The organism is Sphingomonas aerolata, assembly GCF_003046295.1.
Classification (GTDB): Bacteria; Pseudomonadota; Alphaproteobacteria; order Sphingomonadales; family Sphingomonadaceae; genus Sphingomonas; species Sphingomonas aerolata.
Genome location: NZ_PZZN01000001.1, coordinates 791,310 through 815,715 on the forward strand (window position 1 = coordinate 791,310; position 24,406 = coordinate 815,715).

At 66.0% G+C, this 24,406-nt stretch carries 19 protein-coding genes and 1 tRNA gene; 10 read left to right on the forward strand and 10 right to left on the reverse strand.

Going from position 1 to position 24,406, the window contains the following annotated elements; genetic code table 11:
• The 4 genes from C8J24_RS03640 (at nt 1) to C8J24_RS03655 (ending at nt 7,479) form a co-directional block, all read left to right on the forward strand.
• Nucleotides 1-3,354, forward strand: coding sequence for a TonB-dependent receptor (locus tag C8J24_RS03640; protein WP_107930373.1), 3,354 nt, complete (start codon nt 1-3; stop codon nt 3,352-3,354).
• 161 nt (nt 3,355-3,515) lie between these two features.
• Entirely contained in the window at nt 3,516-4,658 is a 1,143-nt protein-coding gene (locus tag C8J24_RS03645) for a sensor histidine kinase (protein WP_051916213.1), read from the forward strand.
• Nucleotides 4,655-5,452, forward strand: coding sequence for a LytR/AlgR family response regulator transcription factor (locus C8J24_RS03650; RefSeq protein WP_107930376.1), 798 nt, complete (start codon nt 4,655-4,657; stop codon nt 5,450-5,452). Before C8J24_RS03645 ends, C8J24_RS03650 begins: the two co-directional genes overlap by 4 nt.
• A 158-nt stretch (nt 5,453-5,610) precedes the next feature.
• A complete protein-coding gene (locus tag C8J24_RS03655) occupies nt 5,611-7,479 on the forward strand; it encodes an ABC-F family ATP-binding cassette domain-containing protein (RefSeq protein ID WP_031440648.1) in 1,869 nt (622 codons plus the stop codon).
• Nucleotides 7,480-7,601: 122 nt separating this feature from the next.
• On the opposite strand, the gene C8J24_RS03660 is transcribed toward C8J24_RS03655, so the two are convergent.
• The 4 genes from C8J24_RS03660 to C8J24_RS03675 form a co-directional block, all read right to left on the reverse strand.
• Nucleotides 7,602-7,865, reverse strand: coding sequence for a DUF3297 family protein (locus C8J24_RS03660; protein WP_037529686.1), 264 nt, complete (start codon nt 7,863-7,865; stop codon nt 7,602-7,604).
• Nucleotides 7,866-7,954: 89 nt separating this feature from the next.
• Nucleotides 7,955-8,329 carry a hypothetical protein gene (locus tag C8J24_RS03665; RefSeq protein WP_107930378.1) on the reverse strand — a complete coding sequence of 125 codons (375 nt, stop codon included), beginning with the start codon at nt 8,327-8,329 and terminating at the stop codon, nt 7,955-7,957.
• A 154-nt stretch (nt 8,330-8,483) separates the two neighbouring features.
• Nucleotides 8,484-9,197, reverse strand: coding sequence for a hypothetical protein (locus tag C8J24_RS03670; RefSeq protein WP_107930379.1), 714 nt, complete (start codon nt 9,195-9,197; stop codon nt 8,484-8,486).
• Nucleotides 9,198-9,200: 3 nt separating this feature from the next.
• A complete protein-coding gene (locus C8J24_RS03675; protein ID WP_107930382.1) occupies nt 9,201-10,424 on the reverse strand; it encodes a toxic anion resistance protein in 1,224 nt (407 codons plus the stop codon).
• A gap of 260 nt (nt 10,425-10,684) precedes the next feature.
• Here C8J24_RS03675 and typA point away from each other — a divergent pair, with 260 nt between their 5' ends.
• On the forward strand, nt 10,685-12,529 hold the full coding sequence (gene typA, locus C8J24_RS03680) for a translational GTPase TypA (RefSeq protein ID WP_031441243.1): 1,845 nt from the start codon (nt 10,685-10,687) through the stop codon (nt 12,527-12,529).
• 152 nt (nt 12,530-12,681) lie between these two features.
• Here the strand turns inward: typA and C8J24_RS03685 are convergent, their stop codons facing one another.
• Genes C8J24_RS03685 through ubiA form a run of 3 tightly spaced genes read right to left on the reverse strand, consistent with a single transcriptional unit; the run spans nt 12,682 to nt 15,757 of the window.
• Nucleotides 12,682-13,479, reverse strand: a complete 798-nt coding sequence (locus C8J24_RS03685; protein WP_277352393.1) for a 3'(2'),5'-bisphosphate nucleotidase CysQ — start codon at nt 13,477-13,479, stop codon at nt 12,682-12,684.
• On the reverse strand, nt 13,472-14,818 hold the full coding sequence (locus tag C8J24_RS03690) for a TldD/PmbA family protein (RefSeq protein WP_107930384.1): 1,347 nt from the start codon (nt 14,816-14,818) through the stop codon (nt 13,472-13,474). Before C8J24_RS03690 ends, C8J24_RS03685 begins: the two co-directional genes overlap by 8 nt.
• A 15-nt stretch (nt 14,819-14,833) precedes the next feature.
• The gene (gene ubiA / locus C8J24_RS03695) at nt 14,834-15,757 is read right to left on the reverse strand and encodes a 4-hydroxybenzoate octaprenyltransferase (RefSeq protein WP_208620905.1); all 924 of its coding nucleotides are present in this window, start codon (nt 15,755-15,757) and stop codon (nt 14,834-14,836) included.
• Between the two features lie 84 nt (nt 15,758-15,841).
• On the opposite strand from ubiA, the gene C8J24_RS17485 reads away from it, so the two are divergent.
• From C8J24_RS17485 to C8J24_RS03705, 3 genes are all read left to right on the forward strand, one after another.
• A complete protein-coding gene (locus C8J24_RS17485; RefSeq protein WP_166746254.1) occupies nt 15,842-15,997 on the forward strand; it encodes a hypothetical protein in 156 nt (51 codons plus the stop codon).
• A gap of 79 nt (nt 15,998-16,076) precedes the next feature.
• Complete coding sequence (locus C8J24_RS03700) at nt 16,077-16,850, forward strand: 16S rRNA (uracil(1498)-N(3))-methyltransferase (protein ID WP_107930389.1); 774 nt, start codon at nt 16,077-16,079, stop codon at nt 16,848-16,850.
• Between the two features lie 64 nt (nt 16,851-16,914).
• Nucleotides 16,915-18,303, forward strand: coding sequence for a glutamate--cysteine ligase (locus C8J24_RS03705; RefSeq protein WP_107930391.1), 1,389 nt, complete (start codon nt 16,915-16,917; stop codon nt 18,301-18,303).
• Here the strand turns inward: C8J24_RS03705 and C8J24_RS03710 are convergent.
• Nucleotides 18,300-19,619: a methyltransferase family protein gene (locus tag C8J24_RS03710; RefSeq protein ID WP_107930393.1), complete on the reverse strand. Its 1,320-nt coding sequence runs from the start codon at nt 19,617-19,619 to the stop codon at nt 18,300-18,302. The two genes, C8J24_RS03705 and C8J24_RS03710, sit on opposite strands and share 4 nt — an antisense overlap.
• A 160-nt stretch (nt 19,620-19,779) precedes the next feature.
• Here C8J24_RS03710 and C8J24_RS03715 point away from each other — a divergent pair.
• Nucleotides 19,780-19,853 (forward strand) — tRNA-Gly (locus tag C8J24_RS03715).
• A gap of 517 nt (nt 19,854-20,370) precedes the next feature.
• Nucleotides 20,371-21,213, forward strand: a complete 843-nt coding sequence (locus C8J24_RS03720; protein ID WP_146163632.1) for a glycosyltransferase family 4 protein — start codon at nt 20,371-20,373, stop codon at nt 21,211-21,213.
• Here the strand turns inward: C8J24_RS03720 and C8J24_RS03725 are convergent.
• Both C8J24_RS03725 and mqo read right to left on the reverse strand, forming a co-directional pair.
• Nucleotides 21,210-22,361 (reverse strand): acyltransferase family protein, encoded by a 1,152-nt coding sequence (locus C8J24_RS03725; RefSeq protein WP_146163633.1) that lies wholly within the window; start codon nt 22,359-22,361, stop codon nt 21,210-21,212. The genes C8J24_RS03720 and C8J24_RS03725 overlap by 4 nt on opposite strands.
• A gap of 221 nt (nt 22,362-22,582) precedes the next feature.
• Nucleotides 22,583-24,316, reverse strand: coding sequence for a malate dehydrogenase (quinone) (gene mqo / locus C8J24_RS03730; RefSeq protein WP_244180392.1), 1,734 nt, complete (start codon nt 24,314-24,316; stop codon nt 22,583-22,585).
• Nucleotides 24,317-24,406 lie beyond the last annotated feature (90 nt).

A 24,406-nucleotide genomic window follows, 5' to 3' on the forward strand; every position in this document is an offset into this window, starting at 1 on the left:
ATGCGTAACAACCTTTTCCTGGGTGCGGCGGCGATTGCGCTGATCGCGCCGATGGCCGTGTCCGCGCAGGAGACGACCTCCTCGATCCGCGGCACTGTTACAGCCAATGGCGCGCCCGTAGCCGGCGCGACGGTGGTGATCCTGAACGTGCCGTCGGGTTCGCGCTCGACGCAGACGACCGACGCCTCGGGCAGCTTCAATGCCGGCGGCCTGCGCGTGGGTGGTCCGTTCACCGTCACGGTCACCGCGGCGGGCTATCCCGAAACGTCGATCACCGACATCCAGACCACCGTCGCGCAGACCTATGAACTGCCGATCGAGCTGGCCGCCGCCGAATCTGGTGGTGCGGACATCGTCATCACCGCGTCGTCGCTGCCCCGCGCGCGCAACGTCAGCCAGGGCCCGGCAACGGTCCTGAACGCCGAGCAGATCGGCTCGGTCGCATCCGTGAACCGCGACGTCCGCGACCTGATGCGCCGCGATCCGTTCGCGCGTCTCGACGACACCCCCTCGGGCGGTCGTGCCGTTTCGTTCGCCGGCCAGAATGCGCGCTTCAACCGCTTCTCGGTCGACGGCGTGCCGGTCACCGACAATTTCGGCCTCAACCCCGACGGCCTGCCGACCCGCCGCGCGCCTATCCCGTTCGATTCGATCGGCCAGTTCCAGACCAAGGTCGCGCCCTATGACGTCCGCGAAGGCAACTTCCAGGGCGGCGCGATCAACGCAATCCTGAAGTCGGGCACCAACGAATTCCACGGCACGGGCTTCTATGCCTATTCGGACGACAGCCTGACCGGCAACCGCACGAAGGCAGGCCCCGGCGTTCCCACCGGCCGCGTCAACATTCCCGACTTCAAGTACGAGAATTTCGGCGCGGAGCTGTCCGGGCCGATCATCAAGGACAAGCTGTTCTTCATGATCGCGGGCGAGCGCATCCGTGCGAACACCCCGATCGTCGAGGGTACCGCCGGCACCAACGCCGGTACGGTCGTCCCCAACATCACCGACGCACAGGTCGCCCAGATCCAGCAGATCGCGGACTCGCGCTACGGCTATGACACCGGCGGTGTGCTGCAGGATTCGAACGATCGCGACGATCGCCTCGTCGCCCGTATCGACGCCAACCTGTCGGATACGCAGCGCGCGTCGCTGACCTATCTCTACACGAAGGATTCGATCCAGCTCGGTCAGAACACCTTCGTCACGGGCACGCCCGGGCTCGGCCTCGAGTCGAACGGCTATATCTCGTCGAACCGCCTCCATACCGGCGTCGCGCAGTTGAACAGCGACTGGAGCGAGGAATTCTCGACCGAAATCCGCGGCTTCTACAAGGACTATAAGCGCGGTCAGGACCCGATCCTCGGCCGCGGCTTCGCCCAGATGCAGGTCTGCACCGCGCCGACCTCGGATCGCGGCACCGGCACCGCGACCAACAACGACTTGTCCAACACTTGCCAGTCGGGCTTTGGCAACGTCTCGTTCGGACCGGACATCTCGCGCCAGTCGAACGAACTGACCAGCCGCAGCTTCGGCGGCCTCGTGCAGGGGCGCCTGACGCGGGACAATCATGACGTCCGCGTGTTCGGTGAGTTCACCGATTCGAAGATCAACAACCTGTTCGTCCAGCGGACGGCGGGCGATTACTACTTCGACTCGATCGCCGATTTCCAGGCCGGCAATGCGCAGCGTTTCCGTTATGGCAATGCCGTTCCGTCGCTCGACCCGGTCAACGGTGCCGCGCGCTTCCGCTACCAGTCCTACAGCTTCGGTGTTCAGGACACGTGGCGCCTGAGCGACCTGTTCACGCTGTCCTACGGCGCACGCTACGACACGTTCGGCGGCCATAGCCGTCCCGAGCTGAACTCGGCATTCCTGTCGCGCTACAACTTCCCGAACACCGCCTATATCTCGGGCCGCGGCGTGTTCCAGCCGCGCATCGGGTTCGACTTCAAGCCGGTGTCGGCGGTGTCGCTGCGCGGCGGTATCGGCATCTTCTCGGGCGGCGCGCCCGACGTCTATGTCTCGAACAGCTTCTCGAACACGGGCTTCCTGACCAACGCGATCGACGTCCGCCAGAACAACAACAACAGCTACACGATCGCCGGGCTGTCCGCGGCGGACGCGCAGACCAACGGCGGCGCGATCCTGACCAACGTGAACGGCACGGCGGTCCCGGCGGCGGCCAATGGCGTGCTCACCAACGCGACGGTCAACACGCTTTCGCCGACCAACGCACTCGATCCGAACTTCAAGGTGCCGTCGCAGTGGCGTGGCACGCTGTCGGCCGACTATGATCCCAACTGGGGTGGCACGTTCGGCGATGGCTGGCACTTCGGCGCCGACTTCCTGTGGTCCGACGTCCGCAACCAGGTGTTTTTCACCGATCTGCGCGTCGCGCCGACGGCATTGCGGACGCCAGATGGCCGCGTACGCTATGCCTCGCGGACCACGTTCGCCGACACCAATTCGGACCTGTATCTGACGAACACCACGCGTGGCCGCAGCTACATCGGCGTCGCGCGCGTCAGCAAGGACTTCGATTTCGGCCTCAACCTGGGCGTCAGCTACACCTATCAGGACATCAAGGATCAGGCGCCGGCAACCTCGTCGACCGCGTCGTCCAACTACGGCAACGGCGCGTTCCTCGATGCCAACGGCGCCGCCTATGGCATCTCGAACGACCAGGTGAAGCACAACATCAAGTATAACGTCAGCTTCAACCACGCGTTCTTCGGCGACTACAAGACCAACTTCACGCTGTTCGGCGAGACGCGTATCGGTCGCCCGTACAGCTACACGATGCAGGATCTGTCCTCGAACCGGTCGCCGGTGTTCGGCACGATCGGCAGCGCATCGCGCTACCTCCTCTACGTGCCGACCTCGACCACCGATGCGCTGGTGTCGTATGACAGCGTGGCAACGCGCGACACGTTCGAGGCGCTTATAAACTCGACCGACCTGAAGAAGTATCGTGGCAAGATCACGCCGCGCAACGGCTTCAACTCGAAGTGGTTCACGCGTTTCGACCTTCATCTGTCGCAGGAAATCCCGACCTTCGTCGGCGCCAGCCGCGTCCAGCTGTTCGCGGATATCGAGAACGTCACCAACTTCCTGAACAAGAACTGGGGCCAGATCCGCGAATACCAGTTCCCGTACACGATCCCGGCGGTTCGCGTTCAGTGCCTCCAGACGGCGGTCGCGACCGGCACGGCGCCGGGCGCAGCGGTCACGGCGAATTCGAGCCAGGCCTGCGCACAATATCGGTACAGCGCGCCCGCATCGGCGCCGAGCGACACGATCTATTCGCGTCAGTCGCTCTACTCGATCCGCGTCGGCGCACGGTTCAGCTTCTGAGCCCTATCGCCTCGACGTGACGACCGGGCCGCCGTTTCCAGATGGGAAACGGCGGCCCTTTCGCGTCCGGTCGCCGGCCCTTCGCCGCCGGCACGAAAATCTCCTGGAGCCGCAACCACTTTTGCGCCCGCCGCCGCCCGCGTGTAAGACCGGCGCTAACCATGGCCAGCTCCCCCGCCCCGTCTTCCACCCAGCCCCCCGGCACGCCCCCCCGCCTGCCATTTTCCGCGCGGCCGTTCTTCGAGAACAAGGCGCGCGCGTTCTGGACGCTGCAGGCGGTGGGCTGGAGCGGCTATCTGATGCTGCGCGGCGTGTCGTCGGTGTCGAATGGCCTCACGCTCACCTCGATCATCCCGGTCATCATCGAGGCGATCGTCGGCTATTGCATCACGCTGCTGCTCTCGACGCTCTATGGCTATTACCGCCGCATCCCGCGCGTGATCGGGCTGTTCCTGACGATCGCCACGCTGGCGGCGGCGACGTTTCTCTACGCGGTGCTCGACGCCTTTTCCTTCTCGTTCATCCAGACCGCGACGCCGGGCATCACGATCACCCGCATGCTCGGCTTCGTGTTCCTCAACTTTGTCACGCTGGCGGGCTGGTCGGCGCTCTATTTCGGCATCAACTTCTACCTGATCGTCGAGGAACAGATCGACCAGATGCAGCATCTGGAGAATCAGGCCTCCTCGGCCCAGCTCGCGATGCTGCGGTATCAGCTGAACCCGCATTTCCTGTTCAACACGCTGAACTCGATCTCGACGCTGGTGCTGCTCAAACAGACCGAGCGGGCGAACGCGATGCTGTCGCGGCTGTCGTCGTTTCTGCGCTACACGCTGGCCAATGAGCCGACCGCGCACGTCACCGTCGCGCAGGAGATGGAGACGCTGAAGCTGTATCTCGAGATCGAGAAGATGCGGTTCGAGGACCGGATGCGGCCCAAATTCGACATCGACCCGCGCGCCGAGCGCGCCCGGCTGCCCTCGCTTCTGCTGCAACCGCTGGTCGAGAATGCGATCAAATATGCGGTCACGCCGCAGGAGGAAGGCGCCGAAATCTGCGTCACCGTGCGGCTGGCCGGGGAACGGGTGCAGATCGCCGTATCCGATACCGGACCGGGCTTGATCGAGGGGCGGATCAGTCCAAGCCTTTCAACAGGCGTCGGGCTCGCTAATATTAGAGACAGGTTGGCGCAGGCATATGGCCCCGACCATCGTTTTGAAACCCGCTCCACGCCCGCTGGCGGCTTCTCGGTCGAGATCGAGATTCCCTACCAGCTTGAAGACGTGAACAGAGAGGCCGCATGACCATCCGTACCATTCTCGTCGACGACGAGCCGCTGGCGATCCAGGGGCTCGAACTCCGCCTCCAGGCGCATGAAGACGTCGAGATCATCGAAAAATGCTCGAACGGCCGCGAGGCGATTCGTGCGATCAAGACGCACAAGCCCGATCTCGTCTTCCTCGATATCCAGATGCCCGGCTTTGACGGCTTCTCCGTCGTCCAGGGGCTGATGGAGGTCGAACCGCCGCTGTTCGTGTTCGTCACCGCCTATTCGGACCACGCGCTGCGCGCGTTCGAGGCGCAGGCGGTCGATTATCTGATGAAGCCGGTCGAGGAGTCGCGGCTCGCCGACACGATCGAACGCGTCCGCCAGCGCCTCTCGGAAAAGCGCGGCATCGAGGAGGTCGACCGTCTGCGCGAAGTGCTCGCCGACGTCGCCCCCGATGCGGCGGCCGACATGCCCGATGGCGATGCGGTGTCCGCCAACCGCTTCGAAAAGCTCATCAACATCAAGGATCGCGGCCAGATCTTCCGCGTCGATGTCGACACGATCGAGCGGATCGACGCGGCCGGCGATTACATGTGCATCTACACCGGCGATAACACGCTGATCCTGCGCGAGACGATGAAGGATCTGGAGAAGCGCCTAGACCCGCGCCGGTTCCAGCGCGTGCATCGCTCGACAATCGTCAATCTCGACCTCGTCAAGCAGGTGAAGCCGCATACCAACGGCGAATGCTTCCTCGTGCTCAATTCGGGGGCCAGCGTGAAGGTGTCGCGGTCGTATCGCGACGTCGTGGCGCGCTTCGTTCACTAGAACGCGGCGGGTCGTTTCCCGCCGCTCCATAATCCCCGCCGTCATCCCGACGAAAGTCAGGATGACGGGAGGGCGAGAGGCGCCGCCCCGCGATCGGCGCTGCCCCGCCTCGCCCGCCCTCTCGCAAAACCATGCTGCATCTGCTAACGCCCGCGGCCATGCTGAACCTGAACAATATCACGGTGCGCCTCGGCGGACGCGTTATCCTCGACGGCGCCAGTGCGGCGCTGCCGCCGGGCAGCCGCGTCGGGCTGATCGGCCGCAACGGCGCGGGCAAGTCGACGATGGTGCGCGTCATCGCAGGGCAGCTGGAGCCCGATGACGGGTCCGCGGACATGCCCAAGGGTGCGCGCATCGGCTATCTCGCGCAGGAAGCCCCGCACGGGGTGAAAACCCCGTTCGAGACCGTGCTCGAGGCCGATCTCGAACGCGCCGCGCTGATGATCGAGAGCGAGACGAGCGAGGATCCCGACCGGCTGGGCGACGTGTACGAACGGCTGATCGCGATCGACGCCTATACCGCGCCCGCGCGTGCGGCGCAGATCCTGCTCGGCCTCGGCTTTGACGAGGAGATGCAGGCACGCACGCTCGACAGCTTTTCGGGTGGCTGGAAGATGCGCGTCGCGCTCGCCGCCCTGCTGTTCTCGCAGCCCGACCTGCTGCTGCTCGACGAGCCTTCGAACCATCTCGATCTCGAAGCGGTGATGTGGCTCGAGGACTTCCTCAAGAGCTACAAGGCGACGATCGTCGTCGTCAGCCACGAGCGCGATTTCCTCAACAACGTCGTCGATCACATCCTGCATCTGCAGGGCGGCAAGATCACGCTGTATCCCGGCGGCTATGACGCGTTCGAGCGTCAGCGTGCCGAGCGTCTGGCGCAGATCGAGGCGGCACGCGCCAACCAGGCGGTGCAGCGCGAGAAGCTGCAGGAGTATATCGCGAAGAACAGCGCGCGCGCCTCGACCGCCAAGCAGGCCCAGTCGCGCCAGAAGATGCTGGCGAAGATGCAGCCGATCGCCGAGAGCTATAATGATCCGACGCTCTCGTTCGGCTTCCCCAACCCCACCGAGCTGCGCCCACCGCTGATCACGCTCGACATGGCGACGGTGGGCTATGCGGACGTGCCGATTCTGAAGCGGCTCAACATGCGGCTCGATCCCGACGACCGGGTCGCGCTGCTCGGGCGCAACGGCAACGGCAAGACCACGCTCGCGCGGCTGCTCGCGGCGCAGCTGACGCCGATGGACGGCGACATGGCGTCGTCGAACAAGATGAAGGTCGGCTATTTCACCCAGTATCAGGTCGAGGAACTCGATCCGCACGATACGCCGATCGAGCATATGGCGCATCTGATGAAGGGCGCGACGCCCGCCGCGGTGCGCGGCCAGCTCGGCCGGTTCGGTTTCTCCGGCGACAAGGCGACGACCAAGGTCGGCAAGCTGTCGGGTGGCGAACGCGCCCGGCTCGCGCTCGCGCTCATCACGCGCGACGCGCCGCACCTGCTCATCCTCGACGAGCCGACCAACCATCTCGACGTCGACGCGCGCGAGGCGCTGGTGCAGGCGCTCAACGCCTATACCGGCGCCGTCGTGCTGGTCAGCCATGACCGTCACATGCTCGAGCTGACCGCCGACCGGCTCGTGCTGGTCGATGGCGGCACGGCGAAGGAATTCGACGGCAGCCTCGACGATTACATCGCGTTCGTCCTGAAGGGCGATGCGGGCAAGGGCGATGCGGCGTCGAAGGCCGACAAGAAGGCGGGCAAGAAGGCCGCGGCGGAGGCCAAGAGCAACGACGCCGCGCTGCGCAAGACGCTGCGCGAGGTCGAGGAGCAGACCGCGAAGTTCACCAAGGAACGCAACGCGATCGACCGCGCGATGGTCGACCCGGCCAACGCCGAGCCACGCTTCTCGCGGATGTCGATGGGTGATCTCAGCAAGCGTCGCGCCGAGGTGAATGCGAAGCTCGAGGCGAGCGAAGCCAAGTGGCTCGAGGCGAGCGAGGCTCTGGAGGGCGTGGCGGCTTAAGCCACGCCCCTTCCCCGTCATCCTGACGAAAGTCAGGATCCAGAGTTACGCAGGGTAGCGCCTGTGACTCTGGATCCTGGGTCAAGCCCAGGATGACGGGGTAGGTTTCGTGAACGCGAGGCTCAGCCCTCGTCGGCGTCGCTCGCCGCAGGCCGCTCGAACCACGCCTCGACCGGCCCCGACAGCTTCAGCGTCAGCGGGTTGCCGTTGCGATCGACCTTCTTGCCGAGCGCGACGCGGATCCAGCCTTCGGAGATGCAATATTCCTCGACGTCGTGGCGCACGCCATCCTTGAAGCGGATGCCGATCCCGCGCTCCAGCAGCTCCTGCTGGAAAAACGGGCTGCGATGGTTGGTCGAAAGGCGATCTGGGGGCGTGTCGGTCATCGCGCGCGCTTAGCCGCAAGCGGGCCGGTGGCGCCACAAAAAAACGGCGCCGGGATTGCTCCCGACGCCGCGTTTTCCGTCAGATCAGATCAGCTGCACACCTGCACCTGGACCTGATCGCCATAATAGGGATCGACCCGCCACTCGCTCCAGCACCGCGGGCGATAATCCTGGCGGTAATAGGTCCGTACCGGCGGACCGTCGTAATAGCCGCCATTATAATAGCCGCGGTCGACATAGCGGTCGCGGTTGCTGCTCGCGATAGCTGCACCCACGCCGAGCCCGAGAATACCGCCGAGCACCGCCGCGCCCGCGGCATTGCCGCCACCGCGATGGTGATACCCACCCCAGCCGCCGCCGCGATAGCCGCGACCCCAACGCTGCGCATCGGCTGGCGCCGCCGCGGTCAGCGCGGTCGCCGCAAGGGCGATGCCGAGACCTGCCTTCTTCATCAATCCGTTCATCGAGAACCTCCTCTACGTCCGGTCCGCATGAAGCAAACGCATGAACCGCGACCGTGGTCCCGCTCTATCCGAGTCGGGCTGAACCGAAGCGGAATGTGCTGTTAAGCTGAGGTTTAACGGCGTGGAGAGCAACCCACCCCGCCATGACGGCCGGCTAGGTCTCGTCGCGATATTTCATCTCGAGGAAGCGACCGCGCGTCGCCAGCGTGTCAAGATCGTCCTGCGCGAGCCGTTGCGTCATCTCGCCGATCTGCTGCTCGATCAGCGACAGCCCCGCGACGAGTTCGGCATCGGGTGTGCGGCCATTGCGCGGCGTCGTGCGCAGCGCCTGGGGCACGCGTTCGTAATCCTTGACGAACGCGGGCAGCTGTTCGCCGACCAGCTTGCGCACCTCGATCGCCTCGGGCGCGTCGTCGGCGAACCGCGCGAGCTGCGGCGCGAGCGTTTCGAGCCGCAAGCCGATCCGGTCGACCAGGGTCACCGCGGGCGCGGGCAAGGCGGGGCGCTGCGCCTCCAGCCAGCGTTCGGTCTGCAGCGGCAGCGCCTTGATATCGACCGATGCGAGCCGCTCGGGCGTCGGCGCGCGCTCGGCGGGCCACACCGCGAACAGCAATGTCGCCGCGACCAGCAACGCCATCACCAGCATCGCCCCGCCGATCCCGAGCGGCACCACCCAGCCGATCACCATGGCGGCAATCAGGATCACCGCATCCGCCACGACGATCCGCGTCAGCCGCTTGCCGATCGCCTGCGTATTGCGCGCACGGGCCCGCGTCGGCAGCCGGGCCGCGCCGACGGCGCCGCGGTCGTCCGATATCCGCGACCAGGAGGCGCGCGCGCTGGCGATGGCGTCGTCGACTTCGCTCACGCCCTACATCGCCTCCAGCTTGAACGCGCTTGGCGACGGGCCGCCCAGCTGCCCCCCATTTTGACCTTGGGTGGCGCCCTCCGCCCGCGCGATATAGCCGCGCGACTTGTCGACCTCGTTCGACAGCGCGCCGACCGTGGTCTTCATGCTGTCGAGCGCCTTCAGCTTGAACACGTCGATCGCGTCCATCGTGTCGTAGATATTCTGGAACGCGCGCTGCAGCGTCTCCAGCGGGATCGTCGCCGATGCGGCCTGTTCATGGATCTGCGCGGTCTGCGACTTGAGCAGCTTGCCGGTCGAATCGATGATGTTCGCGGTCGTCGTGTTGAGCGCGGTGATCTGTTCAAGCACCAGCTTCTGGTTGGTCAGCGCCTGCGCGACCGTCACCGCGGTGCGCAGCGCGGACACGGTCGTGGTCGAGGCGCGGTCGACGCCCTTCACCAACTCGACATTGTTCTTCTTCACCAGATCGAGCGCGAGATAGCCCTGCACGGTGACCGCCATCTGCGTCAGCAGATCCTGCGTGCGCTGGCGGGTGTAGAACAACGCCGTTTCGCGGATCGCCTTGGCCTTGGCCGGATCGCTGTGGTCGAGATCGTTCGCGACGTCCTCGAGCTTGGCATCCATCGTCTTCGACAGATGGATCATCTGTTCGAGACGCCCCATCGCCGCCCACAAATTCGCGCGCTCGGTATCGATCGCGGCATTGTCCATCAGCAGCTCGTCCTTGCCCGACGACAGGCTCTTCAGGATCTGCGCGATATGCGTCTGCGACGATTTGTAACCGTCGAAATAATTGCGCATCTTGCCGCCGAACGGGATGATCCCGAACAGCTTCTGCGGCGCGGTCAGATTGCCCTTCTTGCCGGGATCAAGATCCTCGACGACGCGGCGCAGCTCCGCCAGATCCTTGCCGACGCCGGTTTCCTGATCCATCGCGCGAACCGGGCGATCGAGGAACCGGTTCGACTGGCCCGCCGCCTCGCGGATTTCCTTCGCCCCCATCGCGGTGATCGCATCGACACGCTTGCCGAATTCGGGGCTGTTGACGTCCTCCGCGACCAAATCTGTGACAAAGCCGGCGACCCGGTCATCGAGCTGCGACTTCACCCCCGCATCGACCGGCACGAGTCCCGCGGCTTTCGTCGCGGAGACAGTCGGCACGGGGTCGGGCGGCGTCAGGACCAGGCCGGGCTCGGTCGTCAGCGTCTCGGGTGTCGTCGCCATGCAATCCTCCAATCGGTGCCGCATCCTAGGGGAACGACACCCGCATTCAACTGTGGTGTCTAGATAATACACGCAAGCCACGCAATCGTCTTGGCGGCTCGCCCGGAGACTGGCGCGGGCCACCCCGAAACAGGCTCGCGATCGGCGATTTTTCCGGCAGCGGGGAACCATTCGGGCGGCAATCGAAACGCCAAACTTGCCGCATCGCGGAATAAACGCTAAGCGCGCCTGCAAATTCCGTCCAAACCGAAAGCATTCCCATGAGCCTCCGCAACGTGGCGATCATTGCGCACGTCGATCACGGCAAGACGACGCTGGTCGACCAGCTCTTCCGCCAGTCCGGCACCTTCCGCGACAACCAGCGTGTCGAAGAGCGCGCAATGGATTCCAACGACCTCGAAAAGGAGCGCGGGATCACGATTCTCGCCAAGCCGACCTCGGTCGACTGGACGCCCCCGGGCGAGAGCGAGAGCATCCGCATCAACATCGTCGACACGCCCGGCCACGCCGATTTCGGCGGCGAAGTCGAGCGCATCCTGTCGATGGTCGACGGCGTCGTCCTGCTGGTCGATTCGTCGGAAGGCGCGATGCCGCAGACCAAGTTCGTCACCGGCAAGGCGCTGGCCCTCGGCCTCAAGCCGATCGTCGTTGTCAACAAGGTCGATCGCAACGACGCGCGCATCCAGGAAGTGCTCGACGAGGTGTTCGATCTGTTCGTGTCGCTCGACGCGAATGACGAGCAGCTCGATTTCCCCGTGCTCTACGCCTCGGGCCGCAACGGCTATGCCTCGACCGACATGGACGCGCGCGAAGGCACGCTGATCCCGATGTTCGAGACGATCGTGAAGCACGTGCCGCCCCCCGCCGTGGAAGTCGCCGGCGTGCCCTTCACCTTCCTCGTCACGCTGCTCGACCGCGATCCGTTCCTCGGCCGCGTCCTCACCGGTCGCGTCAATTCGGGCACCGTGAAGACCAACCAGGCGATCCACGCGCTCGATAACGACGGCAAGATCATCGAGACGGGTCGCGCGTCCAAGATCATGTCGTTCCGCGGCCTCGACCGCGTGCCGGTCGACGAAGCCAAGGCCGGCGACATCATCTCGCTCGCAGGGCTTTCGGTTGCCACGGTGGCCGACACGATCGCCGACATCACGGTAACCGAGCCGCTGCACGCGCAGCCGATCGATCCCCCCACGCTGTCGATGCGTTTTGCCGTGAACGATTCGCCGATGGCGGGCCGCGAGGGCACCAAGGTGACGAGCCGCATGATCCGCGAGCGTCTGTTCCGCGAAGCCGAGTCGAACGTCGCCGTGAAGGTGACCGAGGCGGCCGACAAGGACAGCTTCGAAGTCGCCGGTCGTGGCGAGCTTCAGCTGGGCGTGCTGATCGAGACGATGCGCCGCGAGGGCTTCGAGCTCGGCATCTCGCGTCCGCGCGTGCTGTTCGGCGAGGACGAGGACGGCAAGAAGACCGAGCCGTACGAGACCGTCATCATCGACGTCGATGAGGAGCATTCGGGCACCGTCGTCGAGAAGATGAACATCCGTAAGGCCGAGATGACCGACATGCGTCCGTCGACCGGCGGCAAGACCCGCATCACCTTCTCGGCGCCGAGCCGCGGGATGATCGGCTATCATGGTGAATTCCTGTCCGACACGCGCGGCACGGGCATCATGAACCGGCTGTTCGAGAAGTACGGTCCGCACAAGGGCCAGATCGAAGGCCGCAAGAACGGCGTGCTGATCTCGAACGGCTCGGGCGAAGCGAACAACTATGCCCTTGGTCCGCTCGAAGAGCGCGGCATCCTGTTCGTGGGCCACGGCGAGGCACTCTATGAGGGCATGATCGTCGGCGAGAACGCCAAGCCGGACGACCTCGAGGTCAACCCGATGAAGACCAAGGCGCTGACCAACTTCCGCGCAAGCGGCGGCAAGGACGACCAGGTCCGCCTGTCCCCGCCGAAGCGTGCGACGCTGGAGCAGGCGATCGCCTATATCGACGACGACGAGATGGTCGAAGTCACGCCGAAGTCGATCCGTCTGCGCAAGCGCTTCCTCGATGCGAACGAGCGCAAGCGCGCGAGCCGGGCCAAGCAGAGCGCGTAAGCCTGGCATGGCGAAGCCGGCCAGGCTTACAAGCTCGGCCGGCCTCGCTCAGGCGAGGTCCGACGACGCGGCTTAGCCGCGGCGCTCAACAAAAACGAAAAAGGCCGGAGGGAAACCTCCGGCCTTTTTCGTGTCCAGCGAAGCGCCCAGTCCTACCCCAGAATAGCCGCCGCCCGATCCGCCAGCCGCGCGATCGCCGCGCGGTGGATCCCGCGCGTGCTCGCGACGACCCCGAACGCCTGCGGGCGCGGCTTGTTGAACACCAGCGGGATCCCGACCGCGTCGGTCACTGCCGCGCCGGCCTCGCTCGCGACCAGCGCGGCGGCAGCGATGTCCCACTCATTTCCCCAGCGCAGCGTCGCGACCAGATCGGCACGGTCGGCCGCGACCATCGCGATCCTGAGCGCGATCGAATTGGGCTTCTCGACCACCACCAGATCGCGGTCCGCCTTGGGCAGCGCATCGGTCGGCACGCGCGATCCGGGAAAGTCGGTGCGCGATCCGGCCTGCAACGCCGCGCCGTTGAGCGTCGCGCCTTCGCCCAGCGCCGCCGACCAGATCTCACCCCGTGCCGGCGCATCGAGCACGCCGATCACCACTCGCCCGCGCTCGACCAACGCGATCGACACGCACCAGCCCGGACGTGCCCGGATATAGTCGCGCGTGCCGTCGATCGGGTCGACGACCCAGAGCCGGTCGCACGCGAGCCGCGCGGGATTGTCGGCGGTTTCCTCCGACAGCCAGCCGGCATCGGGCAGGAGTGCGGACAGCCGCACCTTCAACATCCGGTCGATATCGATATCGACCTCGCACACCGGACTGCCCGGCGTCTTTTCCCAACGGTGGAAATCGGTCCCGAACCGCGCGAGCGCCATCTGCCCGGCTTCGGCAGCGATCGATTCGACCGCCTCGCGCAACGTCGTGACGGGACCCGGGGGCGGTTCAGCCACTCGCCACCGTCATCCCCTCCACGCGCAACGTGGGCACGTTGATGCCGTAGCGGAATTCGAGATCGTTGGCGGGGGTCATCGCCAGGAACATGTCCTTCGCATTGCCCGCGATCGTGAATTCGGCGACCGGCCCGGTGATGACGCCATTCTCGATTCTGAAGCCCGCCGCGCCGCGGCTGTAATCGCCGGTGACGCCGTTGGCGCCGCCGCCCATCAGTTCGGTGACATAGACGCCCGACACGATATCCTCGATCAGCGTCTCGGGCGGCATCGTGCCCGCTTCCATGAAGACGTTGCTCGTCGACACACCCGGCGCGCCGTTGACGCCGCGTGCGGCATGGCCGGTCGGCTCGAGCCCCAGTTGGCGCGCCGAGGCCGAATCGAGCAGCCAGCTTTCGAGCATGCCATGTTCGATGATCGCGGTCGGCGATACCGGCAGTCCTTCGCCATCGAACGGCCGCGACCGCAATCCGTAAGGCCGATGTGGATCGTCGCGGATCGTGATGCCATGCGCAAACACCTGCGAGCCGAGCGAATCGAGCAGGAAGCTCGTCTTGCGCGTGATCGCCTGCCCCGCGATCGCCGCGATCAGATGGCCGAGCAGCGAGCTGCCGACGCGCGGATCATACACCACCGTCATCGGCCCGCTCGCGAGCCGCCCCGGATTGAGCCGCGCGACCGCCTGCTCGCCCGCGCGCTGCCCGATCGCCTCGGGTGATTCGAGATGCTGGCGATGCCGCACGCTGTGATAGGCATAGTCACGCTGCATCGCGCCGCCCTCGCCCGCCAGCACACTCGCCGACATGCCATAGGCTGTCGAAGCATAGGCGCCCGCGAATCCATGGCTGGTGGCGAGCGCCCAGACGCTGCTCGACGCGCTCGCGCCGCCGCCTTCGCTGTTCGTTACGCCAGGCACCGCGCGCGCCGCATCCTCCGCTGCAGTCGCCGCATCGCGCAGCTGCTCGGGCGAGACCTCACCGTGATCGGCAAGCCCGAGCATCGGCGGTACGCCGTGCAACAGGCGGTTTTCAGGGGCGAGGCCGGCCCAGGCATCCTCGGGGGCCTCGCGCGCCATTGCCACCGCGCGCGCCGCGAGCGCGTCCATCGCCGCGGACGACAGATCGGAGGTCGAGACGCTCGCCGATCGCTTGCCGACGAACACGCGCAGGCCCAGGTCCTCGCTTTCCGACCGGCCAATATCCTCGAGCTTGCCGAGGCGGATCGAAACGTCGAGCGAGGCATCGGCGGCGAAGACCGCATCGGCGGCGTCCGCGCCGGCGGCCTTGGCGCGCGCTACGATGTCATGGGCGCGGTCGCGGGCTTGATCGGGTGTGAGCATGCCGCCGATCTAGGGTCACAGGCTCGTGCCGACAACCACGCAGGCGAGGAAGATCAGCAACCCCGTGAAGCGGTTGGCGCGGAATCGGGCGAGCGCACCGGCGCCGTCGTCCGCGCGCAGCGTGACGACCTGCCACCCCAGATGCAGCGCGGCGGGCGCCAGCGCGGCGATCGCGAGCGGATCGGGCCGCATCGTCCAGAACGCCGCCGCCCAGAACCCGACTGCGATCGCATAGAAAATCCCGACCCCCGCCTTTACATGCCGCCCCATGCGGAGCGCGGACGACCGGACGCCGATCATCGCATCGTCCTCGCGGTCCTGCAGCGCATAGATCGTGTCATAGCCGATCACCCAGGCGATAGACCCCGCATAGAGCAGCCACATCGGCAACGTCAGCGCGCCGGCGATGTCGCTCCACCCGACCAGCAACGCCCAGCTGAACACCAGCCCGAGCCATGCCTGCGGCCACCAGGTGATCCGCTTCATGAACGGATAGGCGGCGACCGGCGCGAGACTCGCCAGCGCGACAATCGCGGCGAGCGGCGTCAGCTGCAGCAGCACGACCAGCCCGACGAGCGCCAGCACGGCCAGCCAGATCCACGCCAGCCGCAGAGAGACGAGCCCGCTCGGGATCGGCCGCGCCCGCGTCCGCGCGACCTGCGCGTCGAGATCGCGGTCGACGATGTCGTTGAACACGCAGCCTGCGCCGCGCATCGCGATGCTGCCGAGCAGGAACCATGCGATCAGGTCCCAGCGCGCCCAGGCCCCGCCCGCCAGCGCGATCCCCCAGGCGCCGGGCCAGAACAACAGCCACCAGCCGATCGGCCGGTCGAACCGCGCAAGCAGCGCCAGCCCGCGCAGCGTCGGCGGCAGCCGCGCGACCAGGCCGCGATGTTCGCTGTCGGGAACGATGTCCATCGGGCTCGGTGTCGTCTGCATGACGCGGGGCGTAGGAAGACGGCGTTTGGCGCGCAAGCCCGCAGCGGCTAGGATAAAGTCAGTGTCGCGTTCGAGCCCCTTTGCATGATCGGCCTGTCGGTCGCGGTCGGCCGTTTCGTCGAGGCGCTCTTCTGGGGCATCTTCCGCGTCGCGGGCGCGGTGGCGGGCGCGCTGATCCTCGGCATCGCGGTCGCGATCATCGTATGGATCGTCGCCCGCAAACTCTGGAACCGCCGCTAACCAATCCCCCTGACGGCGGAGGATCGCGAACGAGCGAAACGCCCTCCCCGCATGCGGCGGGATTTGCTAGGCCCCCGCCATGCCTGCAACCCCAGCCTGGCCGCCGCAATCCACGCCGCGGCTGTTCGTCGACACGCCGCTAAGCTCCGGTCCGCTCCCGGTCGACGGCCCCGCCGCGCATTATCTCGCCGGCGTCATGCGGCTGAAGATCGGCGACCCGGTCAAGCTGTTCGACGATCGCACCGGCGAATGGCTCGCCACCGCGGCCAGCGTCGGCAAGCGCGACCTCGTCCTCGACGTGACCGAACGGCTCCGCGAACGCGAGGCGGTGCCCGATCTTTGGCTCTGCGCTGCGCCTATCAAGAAAGGCCGGGTTGACTGGCTGGCGGAGAAGGCGTGCGAGCTCGGCGTCGACCGGCTCGTCCCGGTCGTCACGCGCCGCACCGTGGTCGACAAGCCCAATACCGACCGTCTGCGCACGCACATGATCGAGGCGGCCGAGCAATGCGGGCGCACCGCGCTGCCGCAGGTCGCCGAACCGGTGAAGCTCGCAGCTTTGCTCCGCGACTGGCCCGCCGATCGCACGCTGTTCTTCGCGGACGAGACGGGCGGCGCGCCCGCGCTCGCGGCAATGCGCGCGCATGCCGGTCCCGCGGCAATCCTGATCGGCCCCGAAGGCGGTTTCGACTCCGACGAGCGCGCGGCGATTCGCGCGCATCCGCAGGCGGTCGGCATCGGGCTCGGCCCGCGCATCCTCCGCGCGGAAACCGCAGCGGCGGCGGCGGTCGCGCTGTGGATGGCGGCGGCGGGCGATTGGGCGGCCGAACCGCCCGTCCCGACACCCGTCGCGTGACATTGCTACCGACCGGTCCGAATCCCCTCTAGCACCCTCGTTCATCGCCGCGTAAGGCGCGGCGATGACGAGCAAGACCGCCCCTGCAAAGACCAGCCCGACGATCGAGTCGCGCGACCAGTTGATCGCCAGCTTCGCGCGCGGTGAAAAGCCCAAGGACCGCTGGCGGATCGGCACCGAGCACGAGAAATTCGTGTACGCGAAGGACGATCACCGCGCGCCTTCGTACATCGAGGCGGGCGGCATCCGCGCGCTGCTCGGCGAGCTCGAGCAATATGGCTGGGCGCCCGTGTTCGAACGCGGCCCCGATGGTACCGAGAACGTCATCGCGATGACCGGTGCGGACGGCAGCATCAGCCTCGAGCCCGCGGGCCAGTTCGAACTCTCGGGCGCGCCGCTCGAGACCCTCCACGAAACCTGCGCCGAGACCGGCCGGCATCTCGAACAGGTCAAGGCCGCGGGCGAAAAGCTCGGCATCGGCTTCCTCGGTCTCGGCATGTGGCCCGACAAGACCCGCGCGGAGCTGCCGATCATGCCCAAGGGTCGCTATGCGATCATGCTGCGGCACATGCCGCGCGTCGGCAGCATGGGGCTCGACATGATGCTGCGGACCTGCACGATCCAGGTGAACCTGGATTACGCGTCGGAAGCGGACATGGTGAAGAAATTCCGCGTCGGCCTCGCGCTTCAGCCGCTCGCGACCGCGCTGTTCGCCAATTCGCCGTTCACCGAGGGCAAGCCCAACGGCATGCTGTCCTATCGCAGCCATATCTGGTCCGACACCGACCCGCACCGTACCGGCATGCTGCCCTTCGTGTTCGAGGACGGCTTCGGCTATGACCGCTACACCGACTATGCGCTCGATGTGCCGATGTACTTCGTCTACCGCGACGGCAAATATATCGACGCGGCGGGGCTCAGCTTCCGCGACTTCCTGAAGGGCGAGCTCAGCGTCCTGCCCGGCGAGAAGCCGACACTCGACGACTGGATCGACCATCTCTCGACCGCCTTTCCCGAGGTGCGGCTGAAGACCTTCCTCGAGATGCGCGGCGCCGATGGCGGACCGTGGAACCGGATCTGCGCGCTGCCCGCGCTCTGGGTCGGGCTGCTCTACGACCAGGGCGCGCTCGATGCGGCCTGGGATCTGGTCAAGGACTGGACGATCGACGAACGCCAGTCGCTGCGCGATGCCGTGCCCAAGCTCGGGCTGAATGCGCCGATCGCGGGTGGCGGCCAGTTGCGCGACATCGCTGCACAGGTGCTCGATATCGCGGGTGCCGGCCTGTCGTCGCGCGCATGCCTCAACAAGGCGGGCGACAACGAGACCGGCTTCCTCGATCCGCTGCGCGAGATCGTCCGTTCGGGCAAGGTCCCCGCCGAGCTGCTGCTCGACAAGTATAACGGTGTCTGGGGCGGCGATATCGCCAAGGTCTACGGCGTGGAAAGCTTCTAGGCGCCTGACGCTCGGCGCGACCCCGCCACCCACGCCAGAAGGCGCGGTACCGGTCCGTTGCGCGCCATCCAGTCGCTATAGGCGCGGTAATCGGGGTCGAGGCCCAGATGCCGCTCCTCGGTCCGCGCACGCCAGTAATAGACCCCGCTCACCGCCGCGAGCAGCAAGGTCGCGCGCACCGCGTCGATCGGCGTCCCCGTGGTCAGCACGGGGATCGTCGACAGCCACCAGAACAGGTTCTTCGACAGATAGGCGGGGTGCCGCGACCAGGCATAGGGCCCGTGCGTCAGGATACCGCGGTTGGTGAGATTGGAGAATCGCAAGCCGAACGCCATCGTCGCCCACGCATAGATCGCGGTCAGCACGACCAGCACCGCGCCGATCATCACCAGCAGGACGGGGTGATACTGGAACCAGACGTCCCATTCCTGCGTGCCCGGGTGATAGTCCATCGGCCCGCCGTCGCTCATCAGGATGATCGGCGGATAGCACATCAACGCCGCCATCCAGGCGGCTGCGAACGGATTGGCGCTGCGGATATGCGAATCGAGCGGTCGCAGCGTCAGGACATAGCCGACCGTCGCGAACGCAACGTCGATCAGGAACATGAAGGTGATCAGCCACCTGGCGAGCGCGACCGGGTCGCGCAGGATCGCGCTTGTGTCGCCGCGGATGAACTCGCCGAACCCGCCCGGCACGATGGCGAGCATGAAGGCGAGAAAGAACGCCTTCACTCCCCAGCTGCGCAGATGGTTGTGGAGCGCCGCGCGGTCGCCCCCCGGCTGCCCGGTCAGCCATGCCCCGAGCGACCACGCTCCGTCCTTCGGCGCGACCAGATAGCGGTCGAGCCAGAGGACATAGGGGATCGACACGAGCACGAGGATCGGCGCGGCGTTGGTGAAGCACCACATCGCGAACGCGAAATTGCCCTCCCAATAGAACCGCCCGGTGCCATAGATCACCGCGATCCCCGCCCAGGTCACCCAGAAGGCGGCAAGCTTGGTCAGGCTGACGTCGATCGTCTCGCGCCATGGCCGGGGCCGCGACCAGTCCAGCCCGGTGCTCGGCCGGCAATGGACCTTGTCGACCAGCACCGACCACAGGATCATCGGGACCGCGCAGGCGAGCAGGTTGACCAGCGCGGCATAGGGCCCGTCCATCCCCCAGCCGCGCGCGCACGCCACCCAGCCGAGCACCCCCGCCAGCCCCGACAGCCCGGCGCCATGACTGACCGCGGACGCGGGGCGCGGATCCGCGGCGCGGCGACGCTGCAGGGTCAGGCTCGTCGTCTCGGGAAGCACGGGCGCGTCGGACATGGCGCCAGGGGTAGCCGATTTTCGTCAGCAAACCATGAACCATCCTGCCCCGGCTTGCACCACCCCACGACCCGCGCTATCGCGACCCTACACCTTCTGCCACCCGTCTCGCCTTTGCGACGGTCAGAGCGGGGGCGCAGGCCGCGGCGACGCCGGCTTCGCGGGTATAGTACAATGGTAGTACAGCAGCCTTCCAAGCTGAATACACGGGTTCGATTCCCGTTACCCGCTCCATCGTTTCCAAGGGTGTCGACCAGTCTTGACGGGCGCGACCCGATCATCGCCTGACTATGCCGTGAGATGCGCTGTTATGAGCGGCGATAGCCGGCATGGCGAACTCTGTGCCTTACAGCATCCGCCCCGCCGCATTTTCTGATTGTTAGAAATCGGGCTGCCCATTCCGATTTCGACATGACCCATTTGCTGATTTCTGGTAGCTCTATGGCGCATATTACCGATGATTTCGGGATGAAATACTATTAGCAAGTCTTTTCAACGATGGGACGTCGACTTCACCCTCTCGCTTCACAATCGAACCGGAAAGTATTTTATCGGCAGGGACATTATCGACACGCTGCCGGAGGTATTTCGCAGCGTGAAGATATGGAGACTTCCCGAAAGGGTCGGCGTCAATGCCTTGTCCCGCAAAGTCATCGGTCGATTATGGGCCGAAGAGGATCGCCTCAGAGCCCGGTATCCCAGGCTGGTGCCGCGACAGCGGAGCCGACGCGCGGTCCTTCATCTCGATCCGATGACCGTGCTGGGCTGGCACGTCACGTCGCATGATGCCGTGCTGTGCCATGATCTCGGCCCCCTGACGCATCCCGAACTCTTCGCCCCGTCCGTCACCGCGCTCTACGAGCGGGTCTATGCACGCATCGCCGAACGCCAGCCCCGCATGGCCTTTGTCAGCCAGGCATCTAAGGCGGCATTTCAGCGCCTTTATGGCACCGGGTCCCCCGCCACCGTGATCTACCCGCCGATCCGCACCGGCGTGGCGGGTGGCGCGCAACACGCCGTGGACGGCGTTGAAGGCCTGTTTCTGCTGACCGTGGGCAGCATCGGGCGCCGCAAGAACCAACTGGCCAGCATCCGCGCATTCGCACGTGCGGGCCTTGCCGATGCGGGCTATCGCTATGTCATCTGCGGCAGCCGCGAGCCGGGATCCGACGCCGTCATCGCCGAGGCCGAGCAAACCCCCGGCGTTATCCTCCTGCCCTATGTCTCGGACGAACAGTTGCGCTGGCTCTATGCGCATGCGCGGGGGTTCGTGCTGGTGAGCCTTCTCGAAGGATTTGGCGTCCCCGTCGCGGAAGCGATGCGCAACGGACTGGTGCCCCTGATCAGCGCCGACAGCGTCCTCGAAGAGGTCGCGGGACCAAGTGCGATCGCGGTGGATCCGCACTCCGTCGAGGCCATCGCCGCGGGGATGATACAGCTCGCCGAACTCCGCCCGGACCAGATCGCAGCACGGCGGGTCGATCTCGAGGCGCGTCTCGACGCGTTCTCGATGCCAACCTTTGTCGATGCGTGGAGGGCCTTTCTGCGTGCCGAGGCCGAGCATCGGCCGGCGCCGCTCGTCGCCTCGCTCTAGCCGACCGAAACGGCGCGACGCGGGACGAGCAGGCGCGCGCCCAGATAGGCGAGCGCCGGCTTTTCGACGTAACGGCGGACGACCTCCGCCACGATCAGCGCAGCCCCCACAATACCGACCGCTGCGGTCAGTCGCTCGGCGAGCGGCTGGCCCGCCATCAATCGAGAGAGCAGCATGACGACCGGCAGATGCGTGGCATATAGCGGGAAGGAGATATTCCCCAGCCATGTCAGCACGCGCGACTGCTCTCGTTGCCCAAGTGCGCCGAGCAATACGATCATCGGGTTGGCGCACAGGATGTAGAAGAGCGACAGCGGGATGCCAAACCAGGAGACGCCGGGCACGATCATCGGAAAGAGGAGTGCGGCGATCAGGATCACGGGCGCAACATCCGCCTTCACGCGACGCGCCTCGTAGATCCGGTATGCGACCACCCCCATGCAGAAGGACGCCAAGGCCCTGACCGTCGTTGGCACGATCATATCGACCGACTGATAAAAGAAATGGACGCTATTATGGTCGATGGCGATCCAGGTGATCGCGACCGAAAGGACGAAGGCGATCGTGATCAGCCCGCGATTGCCGAGGGCCTTGACGGAAATCGCCCAAAGCACATTGACGAGGATCTCGGCAAAAAGCGACCAATAGACGCCGTTGAACCAGACCAGATTCTGCCCCTCGAGACGCGGCAGGACGACGAGGGACAGGGCAAACGCCCGATAGGCGGATGACGCCCCCGGACCGCCCGCCATGCCGAGCGCTACGAGCAAGGCCGCCACCGATCCGGCGAGCACGCTTGGCCAGAGCCGAACCACCCGTGACATCAGAAAGCGCGCCAGCTCACCGCCGTTCTCGCGCAACCGCCGCTCATGCGCGAAGGCGAGGACGAAACCGCTAAGACACAGAAAAAAGTCCACCGCGATATTGCCATGGACCGTCATTCCGCTCGGGAACTTCAGGAAGATACCGATATGGTATGCCACGACCATCAGCGCCGCGACCCCCCTCAACCCATCCAATGCGACAAAGCGACGTTTCGAGTGTTCGGCGGCCCGGACAGGCTGCATATACATTCCCCCAGCGCTTATCCCGATTAAGCGGGGCAAAACACGAATATCGGGAGAACTGTCGGGGGCATCGACAGACAAGTCTATCGTGTTTTTTGACCAAGACCGTCCCAGGTCGACATGATTTCGACGGCTTTACTATTCTGGCGTTCTGATGTTCGCTCGCGCATGACCGCAGAGTGCCTGATCTTCGTTAGCGGCGTGGATCGGATATGGGGCATTTCCCGCCAGTAGGGCCCGCGTGCGCGCCATAGCTTGCCCCTCCCCGGCAATGCCGGGGAGGGCGCGGTCGAGGACAGCTGTCAGAGGGCGAGGTCGGGGCTGCGGTCCGGCTTGACGCGCATCGCGGCGGGCCGGGGCTTGGTCGCGACATGGACCACCGGCGAGGCGATGGCGAGTTGCAGCGTCTCGGCGGTATTGCCCCAGTGATCGGCGAGCAGTTCGGGATGCTCGTTGAGCTTGATGCCGTAGCTCGGCACGATCTCGCGGATCTTGGCCTGCCAGCCGGCGGTCGACAGCCGGTTCGGAAACACCTTCTTAAGCAGGTCGAGCATGATCGACGGCGCGGTAGACGCACCGGGCGACGCGCCGAGCAGCGCCGCGATCGAGCCGTCCTTCGACGCAACGATCTCGGTGCCCAGCTTCAGCACGCCGCCCTTTTCAGGATCGCGCTTGATGATCTGCACGCGCTGGCCCGCCTGCCACAGGCGCCAGTCGCCGTCCTTGGCGCCGGGGAAATATTCGCGCAGCGCCTCCATCCGGTCGGCATCCGACATGATCAGCTGCCCCGCGAGATATTCGACCAGCGCGAAATCGTCCCAGCCGACCGCGACCATCGGCCGGAAATTGTCGATCGTCACCGATGCAGGCAGATCGAAATAGGACCCCTGCTTCAGGAACTTGGTCGAGAAGGTCGCGAACGGTCCAAACAGCAGCGCCTGCTTGCCGTCGAGATAGCGGGTGTCGAGATGCGGGACCGACATGGGCGGTGAGCCGACCGCAGCCTTGCCGTAGACCTTGGCGAGATGGCGGTGCGTGATCTCGGGCTTGTCCGCGACCAGGAAGGAGCCGCCGACCGGGAAGCCGGCATAGTCGTCCGCCTCGGGGATGCCCGACTTCTGCAGGATCGGCAGTGCGCCGCCACCCGCGCCGGCAAAGACGAAGCGCGCATTGATGACCTGCTTGTCGTCGGTCTTCATGTCGCGCGCGGTGACTTCCCAGCCGCCCTTGGCATTGCGCTCGAGCGAACGAACCTCATGCCCCGTCGTCAGCGTGAAATTCGCCTGCTTGTCGAGCGCGGCGATATATTGCCGCGTCACCGCACCCCAGTCGCAATCCGTGCCGAGCGGCGAGCGGGTCGCTGCAAGCGGCAGCGCCGGATCGCGGCCCTGCATCATCAGCGGCACCCATTTGGCGATCTGGGCGCGGTCGGTGGAGAACTCCATGCCCGAGAAGAGCGGACTGGCGCCCAGCGCTTCCCAGCGCTTGCGCAGGAAGGCGACATTGGCGTCGCCCCAGACGAGGTTCATGTGCGGGGTCGAGTTGATGAACGTCCGCGGTGCGCCGAGCATGCCGGCCTTGACCTGGTGGCTGAGAAACTGGCGCGTGACCTGGAACTGCTCGTTGATCTCGACCGCCTTGGCGATCTCGACACGGCCGTCGGCCGCATTGACCGGCGTGTAGTTGAGTTCACACAGCGCCGAATGGCCGGTGCCCGCGTTGTTCCAGCCGCCCGAGCTCTCTTCGGCGACCTTGTCGAGCCGCTCGACCAGCTCGATCGTCCAGCTCGGCTCGAGCTGGCGCAGCAGCACGGCGAGCGTCGCGCTCATGATGCCGCCGCCGATCAGCAGCACGTCGACCGAGCGTTCCGTCGTCGCGGCCTGCGCCGACGACAGGGGGACCATGGCGGAGGACCCCGCGACGCCCGCAACGATCGCCGAGCCTAGAAGATTGCGGCGCGTTACGCCCGTGCCGGCCGCCGGAGCGTCGCCTGACTGCTCGGCGGTCCGCGTGTCGTCGTTCGATCCAATTCGCACTATGATGCCTTTTTCGTTACCGCCTGCCCGCCCCCGATCCCGGCCCCCGAGGGGCGGAGACGGCTAAGGGCGCATCGCCGGATGATGGAT

What these genes read in the sequence shown, in the direction of transcription:
- C8J24_RS03705 (WP_107930391.1), top strand. Translation starts at nt 16,915, where the DNA reads ATGACGAGCAAGACCGCCCCTGCAAAGACCAGCCCGACGATCGAGTCG.
- C8J24_RS03690 (WP_107930384.1), bottom strand. Translation starts at nt 14,818, where the DNA reads ATGCTCACACCCGATCAAGCCCGCGACCGCGCCCATGACATCGTAGCG.
- C8J24_RS03665 (WP_107930378.1), bottom strand. Translation starts at nt 8,329, where the DNA reads ATGAACGGATTGATGAAGAAGGCAGGTCTCGGCATCGCCCTTGCGGCG.
- C8J24_RS03655 (WP_031440648.1), top strand. Translation starts at nt 5,611, where the DNA reads ATGCTGAACCTGAACAATATCACGGTGCGCCTCGGCGGACGCGTTATC.
- typA (WP_031441243.1), top strand. Translation starts at nt 10,685, where the DNA reads ATGAGCCTCCGCAACGTGGCGATCATTGCGCACGTCGATCACGGCAAG.
- C8J24_RS03720 (WP_146163632.1), top strand. Translation starts at nt 20,371, where the DNA reads ATGACCGTGCTGGGCTGGCACGTCACGTCGCATGATGCCGTGCTGTGC.
- C8J24_RS03650 (WP_107930376.1), top strand. Translation starts at nt 4,655, where the DNA reads ATGACCATCCGTACCATTCTCGTCGACGACGAGCCGCTGGCGATCCAG.
- ubiA (WP_208620905.1), bottom strand. Translation starts at nt 15,757, where the DNA reads ATGCAGACGACACCGAGCCCGATGGACATCGTTCCCGACAGCGAACAT.
- C8J24_RS03710 (WP_107930393.1), bottom strand. Translation starts at nt 19,619, where the DNA reads ATGTCCGACGCGCCCGTGCTTCCCGAGACGACGAGCCTGACCCTGCAG.
- C8J24_RS17485 (WP_166746254.1), top strand. Translation starts at nt 15,842, where the DNA reads ATGATCGGCCTGTCGGTCGCGGTCGGCCGTTTCGTCGAGGCGCTCTTC.
- C8J24_RS03700 (WP_107930389.1), top strand. Translation starts at nt 16,077, where the DNA reads ATGCCTGCAACCCCAGCCTGGCCGCCGCAATCCACGCCGCGGCTGTTC.
- C8J24_RS03660 (WP_037529686.1), bottom strand. Translation starts at nt 7,865, where the DNA reads ATGACCGACACGCCCCCAGATCGCCTTTCGACCAACCATCGCAGCCCG.
- C8J24_RS03640 (WP_107930373.1), top strand. Translation starts at nt 1, where the DNA reads ATGCGTAACAACCTTTTCCTGGGTGCGGCGGCGATTGCGCTGATCGCG.
- C8J24_RS03675 (WP_107930382.1), bottom strand. Translation starts at nt 10,424, where the DNA reads ATGGCGACGACACCCGAGACGCTGACGACCGAGCCCGGCCTGGTCCTG.
- C8J24_RS03645 (WP_051916213.1), top strand. Translation starts at nt 3,516, where the DNA reads ATGGCCAGCTCCCCCGCCCCGTCTTCCACCCAGCCCCCCGGCACGCCC.